The organism is Acinetobacter lanii, assembly GCF_011578285.1.
GTDB classification, from domain to species: Bacteria; Pseudomonadota; Gammaproteobacteria; order Pseudomonadales; family Moraxellaceae; genus Acinetobacter; species Acinetobacter lanii.
Genome location: NZ_CP049916.1, coordinates 656714 through 675150 on the forward strand (window position 1 = coordinate 656714; position 18437 = coordinate 675150).

The window sequence follows — 18437 nt, forward strand, 5'->3', positions numbered from 1 at the left end:
TGAAGACTCAGATGTTGCTGTGTAAAGCGAAGGTTACATTAAGTTAACTGCTTTATTTTTAATCATAATTTATGCTAAGTCCTCAGTGCAGATTCCATTCTGATAGAACTTACATCTAATGCACTGCCTGATTCAGTGTTGATTTTCATGCTGCTGAAGATTTCTTTGACCCTTTGGGCTGTTCTTTTTAATTAAAACGATATGGAGGAGCTATGTCTTCCAAAAACACATCTTGGTATTCCAATGTGAATCCAAATGTCTTTTTAAGTACTGTGGTTATTATTGTTCTTTTTCTTGCATTGGTGGTGCTTGCACCGAACGCATTTGACCTATTCACCAAGCAAATGAATCAATGGATTACAGATTCATTTAGCTGGTTCTACGTCTTATCTGTCGCTGTATTTCTGATTGTGCTGTTGTATATCGCCTTTACCGACATGGGTAAAATCAAACTCGGTAAAGACCATAGTGTCCCCACTTATAGTAAGGGTTCATGGTTTGCCATGCTGTTTACGGCAGGGATGGGTATTGGACTGATGTTCTTTGGCGTGGCTGAACCTGTGATGCATTATGTATCACCACCTCAAGGTGAGGGGTCAACCATTGATGCCGCTCAACAAGCCATGCGGGTGACTTTTTTCCATTGGGGACTACATGCTTGGGCAATTTATTCGATTGTTGGTTTAGCCTTGGCTTACTTTGCCTATCGGCATAATTTACCCCTCAAAATTCGTTCTGCGCTGTATCCCTTAATTGGTAAAAAAATTTACGGCCCTATGGGAGATGCTGTAGATACCTTTGCCACCATTGGTACTGTTTTTGGGGTAGCAACCACCTTAGGTTTTGGGGTGACCCAAATCAATTCGGGCTTAAATTATTTATTTGGTTTTGAACAGTCCACTACCGCGCAAATTATTTTAATTATTGTGGTCAGTGCAATGGCCTCGTTGTCGGTATTTTTTGGACTGGACAAAGGCATTAAACGATTATCCGAGTTGAATTTGATCTTGGCCTTGATTCTATTGGTGTTTGTATTTTTTGCCAGTTCCAGTATTTATTTGCTACAAACCACCATCCAAAATGCCGGTCAGTATGTCTCTAATTTATTTAGCATGACCTTTAATCTGTATGCCTATCAACCCAATGGTTGGATTGGTGGATGGACGATTATGTATTGGGCATGGTGGATTTCATGGTCACCATTTGTGGGGATGTTTATTGCACGTGTGTCCGAAGGTCGCACCATTCGTGAGTTTATTGTTGGGGTGTTATTGATTCCGACAGGCTTTACCCTGATTTGGATGGGCTTTATGGGCAATGCTGCCTTATATAGTATCTTGCATGAAGCCAATACCGGTCTGGTCAGTGCCGTGCAAACCGACTCTTCTGTCGCATTGTTTGAGTTTCTGAGAAGCCTGCCATTTTCTTCCGTGACCAGTATTTTAGCCACGCTTTTGGTGATGCTCTTTTTTGTAACGTCAGCCGATTCAGGGGCTTTGGTCACCGACTATTTAACCGCTAAATCTGACAACTCACCGACCTGGCAACGGCTTTTTTGGACGGTATTGATGGCGCTATTGGCAATCGTATTGCTGTTGGTGGGGGGCTTGAGTGCCTTGCAATCTGCCACCATGATGAGTGCTCTACCATTTACCTTGATTATGCTGTGTATTTGTTGGGGCTTGCTCAAAGCTTTGAAGTTGGATGTGACCAAAATGCATGCTTTACAGGATGCCAGAATTACGCCAAGAGCCATTCAAAATCCGCGCAGTTGGCAACAACGTTTGGGCTTGATTATGCATTATCCGCACAGTGAAGCAGAGGTACGGCATTATATTGCAAGCGATGTACGTAACGCCTTTGAGAGCATTCAAACTGAGTTTAAGCGCCGTGCTCTGCAGGTGACGATTCAAGAAGTAGAGGATGGTTTAGCACTTAAAGTTGATCATCACAATGAATTGAATTTCACCTATCAGGTGGTGGCACGCGAGACTGTGCCGCCAAGTTTTATGCCTGAATCTTTAGAGGAAAATATTCAGTACTTTCAAGCTGAAGTTTTCTTAAAAGAAGGCGGGCAAGCCTACGATGTGATGGACTGGACAGCGGATGATTTACTGCAAGATATTATTGATCAGTATGAACGTCATTTACACTTCTTAAGTTTGGTTCGACTACCTGAATCCTCTTAATCATTCATTCGCTATAAAAAAGACCTTGTATCTTAGCGCTTGTAGTGATTAGCTTCCACTATATGCAAATTGTAGAGTTTGTAATAGACCTAAGACTTTTAGTCTGTGAAAGAGATAAAACCTACAATTTGCCCTAACCACTTGCACAACTCTGGACGGTAACTAAGCACTTTGATGCTGTATTCACAAGAAAAGACGGTGGTTATGCTAAAACAATAATTGAATAAATAAAGCAGGTAAAAATTATGTTTTATCTTGGTATTGATGTTGCTAAAGCTAAAATTGATTGCTGTTTAATTTTAGAAAACTCTGTAAGTAAAAAGAAGACTAAAACTTTTTCAAATACACCAAAAGGTTTTGAGCAACTTCAAACTTGGCTAAAGCAGCATGCTGTAACTTCTACGCAGACCATTACTTTAATGGAAGCAACTTCTATTTATCATGAACTCTTGGCGAAATATTTATTTGATGCGGGCTATCAAGTCTGCGTAACCAATCCTGCCAGAGCTCGATATTTTGCTCAGAGTATGTCTAAGCTGAATAAAACAGACAAGGTAGATAGTGAGGTTCTAGCCCGATTCGCAATGACTGCTGATCTACATTTTTGGCAACCTTTACCCCAACATATTCAATTGCTGAATGCTTTGTTGGATAGAAGAGCTGCTCTTTGTGAAGATTTACAACGTGAAGAGAATCGTTTGGAAAAAGCAGAGTCTACCTTCACGATGGAACCTGTACTTCAATCTATCCATAAGAGCATTGAACAGTTAAACAAACACATTCAGGGTATCGACCAGCAAGTTGATGATCACATTGATCAGAATCCCGATTTAAAAAATGATAAAGAACTGCTCAGCAGTATTCCAGCCATTGCAGATCGAACCAGTTTATTAATGCTGAGTTTCTTGCGCAGCCATACGTTTGAAAGGGCTAGTCAAGCGGCTGCCTTTGTTGGCTTGGTTCCCATTCAAAAGCAGTCGGGTAGCTCCATTCATGGTAGAAGCCGTTTATCCAAAGCGGGCTCTTCCAAAATACGTGCTGGTTTATATATGGCAGCCATTGTCGCAACTCGACATAATCCTCATATCAAAGGGATGAATAAAAGGTTATTGGCCAATGGTAAAACCAAAATGATAGCGATTGGAGCTGCGATGAGGAAGTTGGTTCATCTTTGTTATGGTGTACTCAAACATCAACAACCTTACCAAGCAGATTATTCAGCATGAATTTTCAATAATTTGCTTGACGTTTCAGACGGTATCTCTTTCATCGAGGTCTTTTTTTTAATGGCATCTTTTTTGAAATCTGTAGCAAGATTTTATCATTGCAAATCTGCAATGCTATGTCACATTTAGATGGGCTTTCATGGCGATGCCAACGCTTTACCATATTGTCTTGATCACAATAAATCGAATGGATAATGATGCGCTTAGAAAATACACAACAGGTTAGCCCTGAACAATTGGTAGTGGCCTATGGCGAATATTTGAATCAACAAAATATTGATCAAATCTTATCGCTATATACCGATCAGGCTGAAATTATTCCCGATCAATTAGCAAGTCTACAAGGGGGCACAGCGATTGTAGAATTTTATCAAAACACTTTTAATAGCATCAAAATTGAGGGTGGCTTACAGATAAAATCGGTGGATATCTATGCCGATGTTGCAATTGTCCGCTGTGAAGAACCGGCCCAAGTGACTGAGCTTGCAACAGGGCAAAGCACGGCACATTATTTTAGAGAATTGTTTGTGCTGATTAAAAAAGAGGGGCGTTGGTGGATTGATAAATACATGTTCTCGCAAAATGACAGCCAAGCTTAATCCGTCAATCCCGATGGTTGTTTGACACATCAAGTTATCGTGATAAACAAAGCCCATTTTCGATGGGCTTTGTTGTTTGGCTAGTCAGTCAGTGACTTGTAAGCCAGTCGCTTGTAAGTCAGAGGCTTGGAGAATCAGCTGTTTAGATAATTAATTGTCTAGATAGTCAGTTGCTTAGCTATGTTGATTTTACGGATTAACCACGTTTTTTCACGATGCCATCATCAATCAACTGTTGAAAGTGTTCAACCAAACTGGTTTCCACATCACGATATTGCATGCCCAATTCATCAATACTTTTTTGCGCATTGAAATAAATTGGATAACCGACATTCAGCTCAACATATTTACGCGAATGCCCGATCAGCGGGCCCATCAGTTTAAATAAAAATTTAGGCGCATGCATGGTCGGGAAAGGGTACTTGTTGCCAAAGTAATCTCGTAAAGCCTGACCCATTTCAAGCAAGGTCAAGGATTTGGCATTGATGATATAACGTCCTTTGGCATTCGGTTCAAAGGCTGCCTTTAGATGCGCTTCTGCCACATCACGCACATCGACCAAGCCATTCCACATTTGCGGAACGCCAAAGCGGGTCATGCCATTGCCAAACTGTTGTAGCACTTCGACACTGCCCGATTGAGTCGATGGCGTGAGCGAAGGACCAATCACCAAAGACGGGTTGATGCAGACCAACTCCCAACGGTTTTGCGCTTGTTGCATTTGCCATGCTTTGCGTTCAGCCGCCACTTTGGAGTAATAATAAGGCTGATGTTCAGCCGAACTGGTGGTGTTCCAATGGCTTTCATCAAAGGAGTTATATTTGGTTTTTAAAATATCGATGGCATCGCCATACGTTGAGGCAATACTCGAGGTGACCACCACTCGTTTAACCGATGCTGTGCGATTGACGCTGTTCAATACATTGATGGTGCCTTTGAGTGCAGGGTCAACCAAGTCCTTAATCGGGTCTTTAAAATTGGTCACCAAGAAAGGAGATGCCATATGAATGACCACTTCACAGCCTTGCATGGCCTCATCAAAAGAGCCTTCATCCAGTAAATTGGCTTTAAATAAACGTAATTCACCCTCGCTATGCGCGGCTATTTTTTCGAGATGTTGAAAACTGGCTTTTTTATTCAGATCACGAACTGTGGCATGTACGCTATGACCTTGTTCAAGTAGTTGTTTAATTACCCAACTGGCGATATAGCCTGTGGCACCTGTTACTAAGATAGGTGATGTTATTGTCTTAGTGTTCATATTATTCAACTTTGATTGATCCATTTTGGTTTTATCATATTGAGAATCTGAAATTTTGTCTTTGATTAATTGAATATTTTTAATATGAGCAATTGAGCGCGCCATCTCGTTGATTGTTTGCGTTATGGTGCAATCAACGTGTTTGTGCGCTGCTACATATAGGCTAAATCATATGGCTTAAATGCGTTAACTCACCACTTGAGCTTCTGAGCTTGGCTGAATATCTGACAGACAAATGCACGGATTGAGTCGTCATCCTGAGTTGAATTCACGTACAATATCCACTTTCAAGCAGGATTCATCCTGCCTCATCAGATGATTCTGTTCTCCCGTTGATTATTGGCATATACATGGCGCAACCAAAGAAAGCATTTCCAAAGCAAAAATCGGAATTACACCCGCGAAATTTGCATCGTAGTCGTTACGATTTTCCGCAGCTGATCAAGAGTTGTCCGGAACTTGCGCCTTATGTCAGCCCCAATCCATACAATGATCTTTCGATAAATTTTTCTGACCCTGTAGCAGTCAAAATGCTCAATAAAGCCTTGCTCAAGCATTTTTATGGGATTCAATATTGGGATATTCCCAAAGATTTTCTGTGTCCACCTATTCCGGGGCGAGCCGACTATATTCATTACTTGGCCGATCTACTCAGCGCCAGTAATGCAGGTCACCTTCCAACAGGGCAAGGCGTGCGAGTCTTGGATATTGGGGTGGGGGCGAACTGTATTTATCCGATGATTGGTCATCGGAGTTATGGTTGGAAATTTGTCGGGTCGGACATTCATGCTGCATCGGTAAAAAATGCCAAGCTGATGATTGAAGCCAATCGTAATTTGAGCAAAGGTATTGATATTCGATTGCAGAAATCGGCAAAAAATATCTTTAAAGGCGTGATTAAGCCGACTGATCTTTTTGATTTGACCCTGTGTAATCCACCATTTCATGCCTCGCAAGATGAAGCCCATGCCACAGCAACTCAAAAATTAAGAAAACTAGGCAAGCCCGTTGATCGAACTAAGGTGGTGTTAAACTTTGGTGGGCAAAAAAATGAACTGTGGTGTGACGGCGGAGAAGAACGCTTTGTCTGCCAAATGGTCGAAGAGAGTGTACTGTTTGCTGAGCAATGTTTTTGGTTTAGTACCTTGGTGTCTAAGAAAACCACCTTACCAGCGCTACTCAAAACCTTAAAGCGTATTGGGGCAGTCGAGGTTAAAACCATTCAAATGGCACAGGGGCAAAAAGAAAGTCGCTTTGTGGCTTGGACTTTTTTAGATGCACAGCAACAGCAAGCGTGGATGCGTACTCACTCGAGCAAAGCTTAGGGCTCGCCGAAGTCGATCGCTTTATAATTTTGAATTTAGTTACAAAAAAACCAAACAGCATAAAAGTAGCAGCGTCTTAAAAATAAAAGCGCTGCGCTGAATGCAAGATGTTCTTTTATATATGTTAATTGTTGGGGGTATCGCTGTAAATGCGTATGCTTCTCATTTTAATTATATAAAAATCATGAGCTTACATAATTTATATTTTGCATAATGATGATGTTTTATTCATAATGACGGTTAAAGAAATGGAGATATTGAAATGCGTGGCAATCCAGAAGTAATAGATTATCTGAATATGTTGATCGGTGGTGAGCTGGCTGCACGTGATCAATATCTGATTCACTCACGTATGTATGAAGATTGGGGCTTAAGCAAAATCTTTGAACGAATCGATCACGAGATGCAAGAAGAAGCACAACATGCCGATGCGATTATTCGCCGTGTGTTGTTTCTAGAAGGCACGCCAAATATGAACCGTGATGATATTGAAGTCGGTCAAGAGGTGGTGGCATGTCTCAAAGCAGATTTGAAACTTGAATACGAGGTTCGTGAGAAATTGGCTCAAGGCGTAAAACTGTGTGAAGAAAAAGGCGATTACGTCACTCGTGATATGTTGCGTCAGCAAATGTCAGATACCGAAGAAGACCATACCTATTGGTTGGAAAAGCAATTACGCTTAATTGAATTAATTGGTTTACAAAATTACATTCAGTCTCAAATGTAAGTTGGACAGACTGATACCCTCTAAACGGGTATGAAATGAGAAGCCCAGCATAGTCTGGGCTTTTTTAACACTGAATCAAAATCATTCTATCCTCACTTACCTAAAAAACGCTCAATTTTGAAATTTTTTCTCACTGTGCCTGACGCACTGAGTTTATATACTGAAAATCAAAGAAAAAATAATTAGGATTTGCGGGATGCAAAGCATTTTAATGATCAGTGGATGGGGGATTGGTACACAACCTTTAATTCCACTGCAACAGAATTTAATTAAACACGGTTATCAGGTTGAACTGATCAATATCTTCAATATTTTTGAAACTACCGCTTTAAATAAACACCTGCGCTTGGCTGAACAATTTGATGTGATTTTGGGTTGGTCTTTGGGGGGACAAATTGCCACATTTTTGGTAGATCAACTGTATAAACAAACAGGCAAACTTAAAACCCTGATTACGCTGGCAAGCAACCCACGCTTTGTCAGTAGCGAAGATTGGAATGTAGGCATGGAACAGATGAGCTTTGCCAGCCTAAAAGAGTCTTTTGAAAAAGATCCAGTCATGACCCTGAAGCGGTTTTATTATTTGGTCACTCAAGGCAGTCAAACAGCCAAGCAAGACTGGCAGAAATTGCAAAATTTCATTCAACTAGAAGATCTGTTAATCCAACGCTATGCTTTAGAGATGTGGGAAAAAATGAATTGTGTCGAGTTACTGAAAAAATTCAGTGGACAACAATTGCATGTGTTTTTTGAACAAGATGGATTGGTTCCCCATAAAGTGATCGATTTAATCAAGCTGTTCGATGCTCAGTGTTTAAAATTACACAGTATCAATGGGGCACATGGTTATGCGTTGTTTCAACCGAATCTAATGAGTGACAAAATCATAAATTATTTAAAACAACTGTCGAAATCAACAGTTCCAATTTAAAAAAGGTCATCAATCTACAAACAAGAAAGCATTACGTTTTCATTGTTTCGTTTCATTATTTTGATTTTTTCAATATGAAAAGCCACTCAATTGAGTGGCTTTTTAGTATCAACGAACTTTAAAAAATTAGAACTTTTTAAAGCCTTTGTTTAAACCAAACGGTTTACGTTGAGCAAATTTGTTTTCGCCACGATTTTGCTGTTCGAATGTATTGCCATTCGGTTCAGCACGACGTTCAAAGCGGTTGCCACTGTTTTGGTTGGTGCGCTCTGGACGGCTATTGCGGTTTTCTGAACGTGCTTGATCATAACCCATTTGACGTGGGTCACGGCGTTGTTCAGAGTAGTGATGACGTGGGTCACGACTTTCTGTTGCTTCACCTTCGTCACGACGTTGCTGACGTAAATAACCACCACGACGCGCAGCCAAAGGTTTGTCTTGCATACGTTCGTTACGGCGTTTTGCCATACCGTAAAGACCCGTACCTTGACGTGGTTTCAATTCAACCGCTTTGGTTAAGTTGTCGATGTCATTCTTATCCAATTCAACCCAACGACCAGTACGAAGTTCACGTGGCAGAATCACCGTACCATAGCGAGTACGTAACAGACGGCTTACTTTTAAACCTTGCGACTCAAAGATACGACGCACTTCACGGTTACGACCTTCTTTAACCACCACTTGATACCAACGGTTAATCCCGTCACCACCAATTTCAGAGAACGATTCAAACTTCGCAGGACCATCATCAAGCACAACACCTGTGGTCATGTTCTTTTTCAATTGTGGTGTCACTTCACCCATGACACGCACAGCATATTCACGTTCGATTTCACTCGATGGGTGCATCAAACGGTTTGCCAATTCACCATCATTGGTAAACATCAATAGACCGGTTGAGTTAATGTCGAGACGACCGACCATCACCCAACGATCGCCTGGAATTGCTGGCAATTGATCGAATACTGTCGGACGGTTTTCAGGATCGCTACGCGAGCAGATCTCACCCTCAGGTTTATAATAAATAATCACACGACGACGAATTTCGTCTTCAATTTGGAAGGCAACTTTACGACCATCGATGCGAAGCTCATCTGTTGGTTCAATACGTTCGCCCACTTGAGCAATTTGACCGTTGACACTTACACGTCCTGCAGCAATGACTTCTTCCATATAACGGCGAGAGCCTAAACCAACCCGTGCGAGTACCTTTTGCAATTTTTCACTCATAACAGCATAACCTTAGAAATAATCATCAACAGTTCACCTATTTAAGACTTCGCTGCTTGCGCATCTAAAGCCATAAAAGCTTCCTTGGCATCCTGAAGGGGAGGCAATTGACTTAGCGACGCTAAACCAAATGCGTTCAAAAATTGTGGCGTTGTAACCAACAACGCGGGTCTTCCTGGAAGTTCACGAAACCCTGATTCTTTAATCCAGTTCCATTCGAATAACGTTCTAAGTAGCTGACTGTTATTCGTAACTCCACGTATTTGCTCAATATCAGCTCGGGTCACGGGCTGATGGTAAGCAATCACTGCCAAAGTTTCTAACAGTGATGGTGATAATTTGGTTGGGCGTTCAGGCCAAGTTTGCGCAATGATCTGTTTATATTTCGCGCGCACTTGAAAACGAAATCCTTGAGCGGTTTCCACCAACTCAATTGAACGCCCATGTTGTAATACTGCCAACTGTTGCAAATATGCATTCAGTTGTTGTTTCGAATATTGGTGTTGAAAGGCTTCTTTTAAACGAGCCACCGATACCGGTGCTTCACTCACAAAAATAATCGCTTCCATTTGCATCAGAATCTCATGGTGGAGTTCATCTGCATGAAACACATTGCTTTGATCGATGGTCACGCACACATCCCCTGAATTGCCAATGGCGCTTCGATCCCTGATGCCACAATCTGTACTTTTTGCTGACGAGTCAGTTCCAAAATTGCCATAAAGGTCACCACCAAGCCCATTTGTCCTTGACTCGGACGTAGCAGCTTTTGAAAACTCAACACCTCACCACTTTTGACCAACTGTTCAATATAAGCAATTCGTTCTTCAAGTAAAACAGGCTCTTGAACAATCTGATGGCTCACGGGTTCAGGTCGATTAAAAATACAAAACATTGCATCGCGAAGCATATCTGCTTCATAACCTTGATAAACAGTAGACGTTTGTCCAATTCCGACATTGGTTGCAAAGGTATCACGGTCGAAAATTGGCATTTGCCCTAAACGTTCCGCCGCTTGTTTAATTCTTAAATAGGTTTCGAGACGATCAATCAGTTGTTGTTTTGGATCTTTTTCTAAAGTGACGGCTTTAGGTTTCGGAAGCAGTAGACGTGATTTTAAATCTGCAAGTAGGGCAGCCATCACCAAATAGTCTGCCGTTAACTCAATATTTAGTGACTTCATACTGTCGATATAAGATAAATATTGCGTCGCAATCGGGGCAATATCAAGTTGCAACAGGTCAAAACCGTTTTTTTGAATCAAGTAAATTAAAAAATCGAGTGGTCCTTCGAAATGTTCAATAAGAATTTCGAATGCTGCAGGCGGTATATATAAATCTTCAGGAAGATCGGCCTGCCACTCATCCAAGACACGGATGTGTGGAAGATGTTCCATCGAATTATGGATTGCTTGAGTCATTACAGTTATTAGCCACGCGAATTTTCAAAAGCATGTTAGGTGATTCAGGAGGTCGGTGATCGGCATCAAAAAAACATTGATCCGAAATACTTATAAAGAGTAAGCCTATTCTAAAGCAAAAACACCGCTGAATAAATTGTTAATCCATTTATTACGATAAAAAACTGAAATTAAATTGACAGTATTTTTAAATAGAGCTAATTAAAGTGATTGATAATCGCTATATTCAAACTATAAAACTGAATTTAATCAGAAAAAACTCATATTTAAGTAGAATTTAAAATTAAATCGACTTATTCAAAAGCACTGACATCTCCAACCCCACGACGTACAATCACAGGGTTATCTCCCGAAAGATCCACAATACTGGTGGTGGTAAGCGTGCCTAAACCACTGTCGATAAAAACATCAATCCGTTTTTCTAATTGTTGCTCAATATCATAAGGGTCATCTAAAGGCTCCGTTTGACCCGGTAAAATCAGGGTACTGGTCAGCAAGGGTTCACCGAGTTCCTGTAACAGCATTTGGCACACAGGGTTACTGGGTACACGTAAGCCAATGGTTTTCTTTTTTGGATGCATCAGGCGACGTGGTACTTCACTGGTCGCGTTTAAAATGTATGTGGTCACCGCAGGGGTATTGGCTTTCAATAAACGATAAGTGGCATTGTCCACTTTGGCGTAGGTCGCGATATCAGATAAATCGGCACAAATAATCGCATATTGATGTTTTGCCCCTAAGTTACGAATCTGTGCAATGCGTTCCATCGCATTTTTATTGCCAATCTGACAGCCAATCGCATAGGCGGCATCGGTCGGGTAGACCACGACATCACCGGCGCGAATACGTTCTACCGCTTGGCTAATCAAGCGAGGTTGTGGGTTGTCAGGATGGACTCTTAAATGAAGCATATGTTTTCTCCTGAGAAAGACCTATTTTAGTTTTATGATATTTTGCTTGTGCATTTAATAGACGATGTTACGGGTTATAGGTATCTGTTGATCATGCAGTAGCGAAGCCTGAACCAAGACTTAAATCATTGTTATGCTCACTGCTCAGGGGATTACTATTGATCTCAACATTATCACTTGAGCGTAAGCGATGATTCAATCTTTCAATGTTGATTTATGTAAATTAATCAAGCATTTCTCGTGTAAATTCTGTCAGCTCTAAAGCTTTACCTTCACGACAACAGATGCAGATACATTCTATAAATCGCTTCGCATCACGGGGCAGTTTGGCTTCACCATTGAAATACCGTTGAACTTGAGCAAAGACATTGTCTTTAAAGCTTGTACCATCTCCGCTATCTCCAGTCAGATTATCTAAAGACACACGGAACTTACGACCAAAAGCATGTGCGAATAACCATTCAATCGCTTGCGGTTTAATTTCGACTTGCTCAAATAAAGCTTGCTGTTCTGCGGTACGGCCATCTGGGGCATACCAATAGCCTAAATCGGGCAATAAACGGCGTTTTTCACCGGCAATGGTCCAGTGACTAATCTCATGTAATGCGCTGTTAAAAAAACCATGTGCAAACTGAATTTTTGCAGAACTTGTTGATGTTGCAGGAAAATATTCAGGTTCAAAATCACCCTTCACCAAAGTCACATTTAAGTGGGAAAACCAGTGATTAAAGTGTAATATAAGCCAGTCTACCTGTTGAGCTTCTGTTTGCAGATTTACCCAAGGTGCGAGTTGCACGCGGTCTAAGTGATCCGTTAAATTTGAACTCGAAGGATAGTTTAACTGTAATGAAGTTGTGACTTCAGGTTGCGGCTGCAACTGATGCATGACTTGTATTACCCAAATGATCTGTCTTAATAAGTACAAAATTGTATCTTAATCTTTGACAGAGTACTTATGAATTTGTAGAATTGCCGCCTTAATTATGTCAGCAAATACCTTTCCGGCACAGATTGAGCCGTTTAAATGGGCTGAGCAAGGCTTTACATGGTCAGGTACCCTGCCATTGTCTCGTCTTGGTCGTATATCCCGTGAAGCTGTTGGATCAATTGATAATCAATTGATCAATATAGACTGTAAGCTATCAATGGATGCGTATCATCGTGTCGTTTGGTTAGATGGCAGCGTCGAAGCGAGTGTTCCAATGGAATGTCAGCGTTGTCTGGACACTGTTGAAATTCCACTTGCTTTAGATTTTCATTTAGCCTTGATCGATGATGAGTCACTGATAGAGCGCTTGGATGAGGATGCTGATTTCATCGTTTTAGGTGAAAGCGAAGCAACGACCAAAGGTTCATTTGATGCACCTGCAACCGCTGATTTGCTCGCACTGATAGAAGATGAATTGTTATTGTTGGTGCCGTTGTCGCCTAAGCATGAGTCTTGTGTGCATAAGCATCAACCTGCCGAAGAAGAGATAGTCGAAGAAAAACGAGATAATCCGTTTGATGTTTTGGCTGCTTTGAAGGGTAAACTTAACTAATTTTTGTGTTATACTCTCGCGTATAAGACAATCGAATTTGTTCTGATCCATTTTTTCGATCTTTGTAAGGAGCCATCATGGCCGTTCAGCAAAACCGTAAAAGTCGCTCTCGCCGTGACATGCGCCGTTCACATGACGCTTTAACCGAGAATGCATTAACTGTAGACCAAACTACAGGTGAAACTCATCGTCGTCACCACGTGACTAAAGATGGTGTTTACCGTGGTCGTCAATTATTCGCTAAAGCATCTGCTGAATAATATACGGTGTATTAAGCGTCAAGCTTAGTAGAAAAAATGGGAGCTTAGCTCCCTTTTTTTTGTTTAAAATAAACTACTTATCTAAAAATAATCCGTGCTGAATTTTTAAAAAATAGGCCTTTATAACAACAATAATGCGAACAATGATGATGAAAAAATGAAAATCCTTCCAATGCTATTGTGTTTGGTTTTGGGACAGCTTGAAGCCAAAACAATACAGGCAGATGTTGCAGGTTCAAGTGTTGAATCAGCTCAAAAAACGGAGCAAAAAACAGCGTCTAAATCTTCTATACTTCGCTTAGGTGTACCGCTTTCATTGGCTGAATTTCAATACATGACCCAGTCTAAAACGGCACAAGCCAAAGCGGTTTCGGCTGATTTTTGTGTAGGAGTGATGGATGATGAAGAGTAGATTAAAAGTATAGAAAATATTCAATATCGCGTTTTTCAAGGCAAATATGCGATTGAACGTGTCATTTTATCGGGAAAAACTGAAAATTTTTCTGTCAGTCTTTGGTCTAAGCGAGTGAATAAACAACCCAAGCTGCAGAAATCAAATCGATCAAAGCAAAAGTGATGCATCTGTCAGAAAAAGGACACCTTCAAGATAGCTATACAGGGCGAAAGTTTGCTTATACAGATCGTTATAGCATCCGAAAACCAGATCAAGATGATTTAATTCATGCTTATTTCAATGCCGATAAATTGATTGGACTACAATATGTGATGCAATGTTAGGCGTTTATCTGATTGATAGATAAGAGTTTGCTTTAATTTTTTGCGCTTATACTTAAAAATGAGCTCGAAATCGGCAATTCATGAAAAACGGTATTTTTTGCGATAGCGACAGGGTCATAAGCTTGTTAAGCTATGCCTCAATTCACTTTAGACAAACAAGATGGAAAACTGATGTCCATTGTAGAAAGTTCAAATTTAGTTGCAGCAACCAAGACTGCTTTTGTTTTTCCAGGTCAAGGCTCACAGAAAGTGGGCATGTTGGCTGATTTAGCAGCACAATTTAGCAGCGTTGAAGCCACTTTTGCTGAAGCGTCTGAAGCAGTCGGTTTTGATCTTTGGCAGATTGCTCAAAGCGGTGAAGGCCTAAACCAAACAGAATTTACTCAGCCTGTATTGCTGACTGCAAGTATCGCTTTATGGCGCGTGTGGTTGGAATTGGGTGGTGTAACACCAAAATTTTTAGCGGGTCATTCACTTGGTGAATACAGTGCCTTAGTGGCTGCCGGTGCATTAAGCCTTGGCGATGCAGTGAAGCTTGTGAACTTGCGTGGCAAACTCATGCAAGATGCTGTACCTCAAGGTCAAGGTGCAATGGCTGCAATCTTAGGTCTAGAGGATGCTAAAGTCGTTGAGCTTTGCCAAGTAGCAAGTGCAGACGGTGAAGGTTCTGTAGAAGCAGCAAACTACAATGCACAAGGTCAAGTGGTGGTTGCAGGGGCAAGCGCTAAAGTTGAAGCAGTCATGGCAGCGGCGAAAGAAGCCGGTGGTAAAGCGATTGCGCTGCCTGTCTCTGTGCCATCACATTGTTCACTCATGAAACCTGCTGCAGAAAAATTTGCTGAGGCTTTGGCACAAGTCAAGATTGAAATGCCTCGCATTCCTGTGATTCAAAACGTTAATGCAGAAGCGGCAGCGGATGTTGATGCACTTCGTAAAGCGCTTACAGAGCAATTGTATGAATCTGTACAATGGACCAAGACTTTGCAATTGTTGCAGGATCAAGGGATTCAATACATCGCTGAATGTGGCCCGGGGAATGTTCTCAGCAATTTAGCAAAACGTTTACCGAATATTGAAAAAGCTTTTCCACTCGATACGCAAAGTCGAATGGAAGATGCTTTAAATGCTATTTTAGTTGCAGAAGGGAAAATTGCATGAGCCAAGAACGTAAAGTTGCCTTAGTTACAGGCGCAAGTCGTGGTATTGGTGCAGCAATTGCACAGCAATTGATTGCGGATGGTTTCTTTGTTGTGGGTACTGCAACCTCTGAATCAGGCGCTGAAAAACTGACAGCTCAATTTGCTGAACATGGTGCTGGTGCGGTCCTTGATGTACGTGATGCAACGGCTATTGATGCATTGGTGACTGACATAGAGCAAAAATATGGTTCAGTCATGGTCTTGGTGAACAATGCCGGCATTACTAAAGACAACTTATTGCTACGTATGTCTGAAGAAGACTTTGATGATATTTTAAATATTCATTTAAAAGCAGTCTTCCGCTTGTCTAAGCGTGTGCTGAAAGGCATGACCAAAGCACGTTTCGGTCGCATTATTAATATTAGTTCTGTGGTTGCGCATTTTGCAAACCCAGGTCAGTCAAATTATTCGGCTGCTAAAGCAGGGATTGAGGCATTTAGCCGTAGCCTTGCGAAAGAAATGGGTAGCCGTCAAATTACGGTGAACAGCATTGCACCGGGCTTTATTGCTACCGAAATGACTGAGCAACTCAGTGAAGAGATTCGCAAAAAAATGAGTGATCAAGTGGCGTTAAACCGCTTTGGTCAACCACAAGACATTGCCAATGCTGTGAGTTTCTTGGCCTCTGACAAGGCTAGTTACATTACAGGTACGGTTTTACATGTGAATGGTGGTTTATACATGGCGTAATGCGATGTATAAACTTTGAAAAATTTCTAGATTCAATTAAACTAGTGGCAATTCAAACGCCACAAGCAATGAGGAGAATTCCTGTGAGCGATATCGAACAACGTATCAAACAAGCAGTAGCTGAACAATTAGGTCTTAAAGCTGAAGAAATCAAAAACGAAGCATCTTTCATGGATGACTTAGGTGCTGATTCTCTAGACTTAGTTGAGCTTGTAATGTCTTTCGAAAACGATTTCGATATTACAATCCCAGACGAAGATTCTAACGAAATCACGACTGTTCAATCTGCAATTGACTATGTTTCTAAGAAACTTGCTTAATTAAAGATCTTTCGGCATCGCTGAAAAATGAAAGCCACTTGAAAGGGTGGCTTTTTTTATATCGATAAAAACTAAATTAAAAAATAAACTGAATTATTTTAATTACATATCGTTACGTTTAATTCACCAAAGACAACCTTTAATCGTATAAATTTTAGGTATAAAAATAGAGTTTAAATTTTTATTACATCAGCTACATAGCATTTTTACAACAACATTTAAAACGAGATGGAGAAATACAATGGGTCTTTTTGATTTTGTGAAAGGCATTGGTAAAAAAAATACAGCACCTGCTGAGCAGCAAGCAGCACCAGCAACACCATCTGAGCCATCTGCTCAGGAAATTGCCAACAAACTTTTAGGTCATATTAAGGCATTGGGCCTACCTGTTGCAGGTTTGTCTGTGAGCTATAACGGTGATTCAGACTTAGCAACAGTAAAAGGTCAGGTACAAACCCAAGCTGATCGTGAAAAAATCATTTTGGCTGTGGGTAATGTTGATCATGTGGCAAAAGTAGATGATCAATTGACAGTAGCAACACCATCTGCTGAAAGTAAATTCTACACCGTGAAGTCTGGTGACAACCTGTCTAAAATTTCTAAAGAATTTTATGGTGATGCAAACCAATACAACAAAATTTTTGAAGCAAACCGTCCGCTATTGAAAAATGCAGATGACATTTTCCCAGGTCAGGTACTTCGTATTCCTCAATAAAATTTGAGCAATAAAAAAGGCGCTTGATGCGCCTTTTTTTATTCTTTAACGATGACAATAGGTATGCACGTAGATGTGGATAGTGGATATATTCAGTCTAATCGAATCAATGGATAATCTTTTCTAGCAGAGTCAACCAATTTCCAAAACGCATTTTTTCAATGAGTGCTTCAGAATAACCACGTTGCTGCATACGTTGAAGCAGCTGAGGCATATATGTTACATCAGCCAAATCCAAGGGCAGCAAACAACCGTCAAAATCTGAACCAAACCCAACATGATCCTCACCAATATGCTCAAGCAAATAACTGAGATGATCGATAATGGTGTCGATTGAGGTGTTGGGATCACGCTGTCCATCGCTTCTTAAAAAAGCCACATCAAAATTAATACCGACCATGCCATGACTTTGTTTCACTGCTTTTAATTGCGAATCTGTCAAATTTCGCGCTTGAGCACACAAGGCATGCACGTTGGAATGGGTCGCCACGATCGGCTGATGAAAGCCTTCCAGTATCTCCGCGGTATCCCAAAAGGCACGTTCATTCATATGAGAAACATCAATGATCATCCCTTTACGGGCACAAGTGCGTACGAGTTCTTTGCCTTGTTGCGTTAACCCTGATCCAGTGTCTGGTGAATGTGGAAACGTAGCATTCAGACCATCACCAAACAAACTTTTGCGATTCCAAAGTGGCCCGATACTGCGTAAGCCTTTTTTGTGGAAGTCATCCAGTAGCATCGGGTCACACGCGAGAACTTCGGCACCTTCTAAATGAAGGACAATTGCCAATTGCTGATGCTGAAAACAGCTTTTGATTTGTGATAAAGAAGTACAAATCTGAATTTTGCCTTCAGATCGTAATTGCAACTGCTGAGCAATCTCTAACTGCGCCGTGCAAATCTCAATAATCTGTTCTGAGCTAAAATCCGTTGCGGTCGGGTCTTTGATTTTTTCCGGATGATGCTGTTGCAAATAGCGATAAGGAGGAAGAAAAATTGAAAATAATCCTCCCGTCCATTGTGCTTGCCTACAACGTTTGAAATCTAAATGACCAGGCAACGTACCATGAAGGAATTCATGTACTGGATCTTTGGCAGAACTGAGCCATAGACGGGTCAATAGGTCATTATGTCCATCAAAGATCATGTCTT

General features: G+C 41.0%; 21 protein-coding genes. 14 read left to right on the forward strand and 7 right to left on the reverse strand.

Features of this window, described 5'->3' with window-relative positions:
- Positions 1-212: 212 nt before the first annotated feature.
- The 3 genes from G8D99_RS03065 (at position 213) to G8D99_RS03075 (ending at position 4014) form a co-directional block, all read left to right on the forward strand.
- Positions 213-2189, forward strand: a complete 1977-nt coding sequence (locus G8D99_RS03065; protein WP_166322539.1) for a BCCT family transporter — start codon at positions 213-215, stop codon at positions 2187-2189.
- 245 nt (positions 2190-2434) lie between these two features.
- The gene (locus G8D99_RS03070; protein ID WP_166322541.1) at positions 2435-3415 is read left to right on the forward strand and encodes an IS110 family RNA-guided transposase; all 981 of its coding nucleotides are present in this window, start codon (positions 2435-2437) and stop codon (positions 3413-3415) included.
- Between the two features lie 194 nt (positions 3416-3609).
- Complete coding sequence (locus G8D99_RS03075) at positions 3610-4014, forward strand: YybH family protein (protein WP_166322543.1); 405 nt, start codon at positions 3610-3612, stop codon at positions 4012-4014.
- Positions 4015-4210: 196 nt separating this feature from the next.
- Here G8D99_RS03075 and G8D99_RS03080 read toward each other — a convergent pair whose 3' ends face one another.
- A complete protein-coding gene (locus G8D99_RS03080) occupies positions 4211-5275 on the reverse strand; it encodes an SDR family oxidoreductase (protein WP_166322545.1) in 1065 nt (354 codons plus the stop codon).
- Positions 5276-5625: 350 nt separating this feature from the next.
- Here G8D99_RS03080 and rlmF point away from each other — a divergent pair, with 350 nt between their 5' ends.
- The 3 genes from rlmF to G8D99_RS03095 all read left to right on the forward strand — a co-directional run bounded on the left by rlmF (position 5626) and on the right by G8D99_RS03095 (position 8258).
- A complete protein-coding gene (gene rlmF, locus G8D99_RS03085) occupies positions 5626-6600 on the forward strand; it encodes a 23S rRNA (adenine(1618)-N(6))-methyltransferase RlmF (protein ID WP_166322547.1) in 975 nt (324 codons plus the stop codon).
- 262 nt (positions 6601-6862) lie between these two features.
- Positions 6863-7327, forward strand: coding sequence for a heteropolymeric bacterioferritin subunit Ftn (gene ftn, locus G8D99_RS03090; RefSeq protein WP_166322549.1), 465 nt, complete (start codon positions 6863-6865; stop codon positions 7325-7327).
- A 196-nt stretch (positions 7328-7523) separates the two neighbouring features.
- On the forward strand, positions 7524-8258 hold the full coding sequence (locus G8D99_RS03095) for an alpha/beta hydrolase family protein (RefSeq protein ID WP_166322551.1): 735 nt from the start codon (positions 7524-7526) through the stop codon (positions 8256-8258).
- 126 nt (positions 8259-8384) lie between these two features.
- Here G8D99_RS03095 and rluB read toward each other — a convergent pair whose 3' ends face one another.
- The 5 genes from rluB to G8D99_RS03120 form a co-directional block, all read right to left on the reverse strand.
- A complete protein-coding gene (gene rluB / locus G8D99_RS03100) occupies positions 8385-9488 on the reverse strand; it encodes a 23S rRNA pseudouridine(2605) synthase RluB (protein ID WP_166322553.1) in 1104 nt (367 codons plus the stop codon).
- Positions 9489-9529: 41 nt separating this feature from the next.
- Positions 9530-10063 (reverse strand): SMC-Scp complex subunit ScpB, encoded by a 534-nt coding sequence (gene scpB, locus G8D99_RS03105; RefSeq protein WP_166327478.1) that lies wholly within the window; start codon positions 10061-10063, stop codon positions 9530-9532.
- A 53-nt stretch (positions 10064-10116) separates the two neighbouring features.
- Positions 10117-10908 carry a segregation and condensation protein A gene (locus G8D99_RS03110; RefSeq protein ID WP_196781656.1) on the reverse strand — a complete coding sequence of 264 codons (792 nt, stop codon included), beginning with the start codon at positions 10906-10908 and terminating at the stop codon, positions 10117-10119.
- Between the two features lie 293 nt (positions 10909-11201).
- Positions 11202-11819, reverse strand: a complete 618-nt coding sequence (locus tag G8D99_RS03115) for an L-threonylcarbamoyladenylate synthase (RefSeq protein WP_166322555.1) — start codon at positions 11817-11819, stop codon at positions 11202-11204.
- A gap of 223 nt (positions 11820-12042) precedes the next feature.
- The gene (locus G8D99_RS03120; protein ID WP_166322557.1) at positions 12043-12705 is read right to left on the reverse strand and encodes an elongation factor P hydroxylase; all 663 of its coding nucleotides are present in this window, start codon (positions 12703-12705) and stop codon (positions 12043-12045) included.
- 97 nt (positions 12706-12802) lie between these two features.
- Here G8D99_RS03120 and G8D99_RS03125 point away from each other — a divergent pair, with 97 nt between their 5' ends.
- The 8 genes from G8D99_RS03125 to lysM all read left to right on the forward strand — a co-directional run bounded on the left by G8D99_RS03125 (position 12803) and on the right by lysM (position 17282).
- Positions 12803-13360 (forward strand): YceD family protein, encoded by a 558-nt coding sequence (locus tag G8D99_RS03125; RefSeq protein ID WP_166322559.1) that lies wholly within the window; start codon positions 12803-12805, stop codon positions 13358-13360.
- A 77-nt stretch (positions 13361-13437) separates the two neighbouring features.
- Positions 13438-13620 (forward strand): 50S ribosomal protein L32, encoded by a 183-nt coding sequence (gene rpmF, locus G8D99_RS03130; RefSeq protein WP_005011848.1) that lies wholly within the window; start codon positions 13438-13440, stop codon positions 13618-13620.
- Positions 13621-13777: 157 nt separating this feature from the next.
- Positions 13778-14032 carry a hypothetical protein gene (locus tag G8D99_RS03135; RefSeq protein ID WP_166322561.1) on the forward strand — a complete coding sequence of 85 codons (255 nt, stop codon included), beginning with the start codon at positions 13778-13780 and terminating at the stop codon, positions 14030-14032.
- Between the two features lie 164 nt (positions 14033-14196).
- On the forward strand, positions 14197-14358 hold the full coding sequence (locus G8D99_RS03140; protein ID WP_166322563.1) for a hypothetical protein: 162 nt from the start codon (positions 14197-14199) through the stop codon (positions 14356-14358).
- 171 nt (positions 14359-14529) lie between these two features.
- Positions 14530-15516 (forward strand): ACP S-malonyltransferase, encoded by a 987-nt coding sequence (gene fabD / locus G8D99_RS03145; RefSeq protein WP_166327482.1) that lies wholly within the window; start codon positions 14530-14532, stop codon positions 15514-15516.
- Positions 15513-16247, forward strand: coding sequence for a 3-oxoacyl-ACP reductase FabG (gene fabG, locus G8D99_RS03150; RefSeq protein WP_166322565.1), 735 nt, complete (start codon positions 15513-15515; stop codon positions 16245-16247). The genes fabD and fabG overlap by 4 nt, the downstream gene beginning before the upstream one ends.
- A gap of 83 nt (positions 16248-16330) precedes the next feature.
- Complete coding sequence (gene acpP / locus G8D99_RS03155) at positions 16331-16567, forward strand: acyl carrier protein (protein WP_166322567.1); 237 nt, start codon at positions 16331-16333, stop codon at positions 16565-16567.
- Between the two features lie 241 nt (positions 16568-16808).
- Entirely contained in the window at positions 16809-17282 is a 474-nt protein-coding gene (gene lysM / locus G8D99_RS03160) for a peptidoglycan-binding protein LysM (protein ID WP_166322569.1), read from the forward strand.
- A gap of 106 nt (positions 17283-17388) precedes the next feature.
- On the opposite strand, the gene G8D99_RS03165 is transcribed toward lysM, so the two are convergent.
- Positions 17389-18432 (reverse strand): dipeptidase, encoded by a 1044-nt coding sequence (locus G8D99_RS03165; protein WP_166322571.1) that lies wholly within the window; start codon positions 18430-18432, stop codon positions 17389-17391.
- Between the last annotated feature and the right edge of the window lie 5 nt (positions 18433-18437).

What these genes read in the sequence shown, in the direction of transcription:
- rlmF (WP_166322547.1), top strand. Translation starts at nt 5,626, where the DNA reads ATGGCGCAACCAAAGAAAGCATTTCCAAAGCAAAAATCGGAATTACAC.
- G8D99_RS03140 (WP_166322563.1), top strand. Translation starts at nt 14,197, where the DNA reads ATGCATCTGTCAGAAAAAGGACACCTTCAAGATAGCTATACAGGGCGA.
- G8D99_RS03075 (WP_166322543.1), top strand. Translation starts at nt 3,610, where the DNA reads ATGATGCGCTTAGAAAATACACAACAGGTTAGCCCTGAACAATTGGTA.
- G8D99_RS03110 (WP_196781656.1), bottom strand. Translation starts at nt 10,908, where the DNA reads ATGACTCAAGCAATCCATAATTCGATGGAACATCTTCCACACATCCGT.
- G8D99_RS03070 (WP_166322541.1), top strand. Translation starts at nt 2,435, where the DNA reads ATGTTTTATCTTGGTATTGATGTTGCTAAAGCTAAAATTGATTGCTGT.
- G8D99_RS03065 (WP_166322539.1), top strand. Translation starts at nt 213, where the DNA reads ATGTCTTCCAAAAACACATCTTGGTATTCCAATGTGAATCCAAATGTC.
- fabD (WP_166327482.1), top strand. Translation starts at nt 14,530, where the DNA reads ATGTCCATTGTAGAAAGTTCAAATTTAGTTGCAGCAACCAAGACTGCT.
- G8D99_RS03125 (WP_166322559.1), top strand. Translation starts at nt 12,803, where the DNA reads ATGTCAGCAAATACCTTTCCGGCACAGATTGAGCCGTTTAAATGGGCT.
- scpB (WP_166327478.1), bottom strand. Translation starts at nt 10,063, where the DNA reads ATGCAAATGGAAGCGATTATTTTTGTGAGTGAAGCACCGGTATCGGTG.
- G8D99_RS03165 (WP_166322571.1), bottom strand. Translation starts at nt 18,432, where the DNA reads ATGATCTTTGATGGACATAATGACCTATTGACCCGTCTATGGCTCAGT.
- rpmF (WP_005011848.1), top strand. Translation starts at nt 13,438, where the DNA reads ATGGCCGTTCAGCAAAACCGTAAAAGTCGCTCTCGCCGTGACATGCGC.
- G8D99_RS03115 (WP_166322555.1), bottom strand. Translation starts at nt 11,819, where the DNA reads ATGCTTCATTTAAGAGTCCATCCTGACAACCCACAACCTCGCTTGATT.
- rluB (WP_166322553.1), bottom strand. Translation starts at nt 9,488, where the DNA reads ATGAGTGAAAAATTGCAAAAGGTACTCGCACGGGTTGGTTTAGGCTCT.
- fabG (WP_166322565.1), top strand. Translation starts at nt 15,513, where the DNA reads ATGAGCCAAGAACGTAAAGTTGCCTTAGTTACAGGCGCAAGTCGTGGT.
- G8D99_RS03095 (WP_166322551.1), top strand. Translation starts at nt 7,524, where the DNA reads ATGCAAAGCATTTTAATGATCAGTGGATGGGGGATTGGTACACAACCT.
- lysM (WP_166322569.1), top strand. Translation starts at nt 16,809, where the DNA reads ATGGGTCTTTTTGATTTTGTGAAAGGCATTGGTAAAAAAAATACAGCA.
- G8D99_RS03080 (WP_166322545.1), bottom strand. Translation starts at nt 5,275, where the DNA reads ATGAACACTAAGACAATAACATCACCTATCTTAGTAACAGGTGCCACA.
- ftn (WP_166322549.1), top strand. Translation starts at nt 6,863, where the DNA reads ATGCGTGGCAATCCAGAAGTAATAGATTATCTGAATATGTTGATCGGT.
- G8D99_RS03120 (WP_166322557.1), bottom strand. Translation starts at nt 12,705, where the DNA reads ATGCATCAGTTGCAGCCGCAACCTGAAGTCACAACTTCATTACAGTTA.
- G8D99_RS03135 (WP_166322561.1), top strand. Translation starts at nt 13,778, where the DNA reads ATGAAAATCCTTCCAATGCTATTGTGTTTGGTTTTGGGACAGCTTGAA.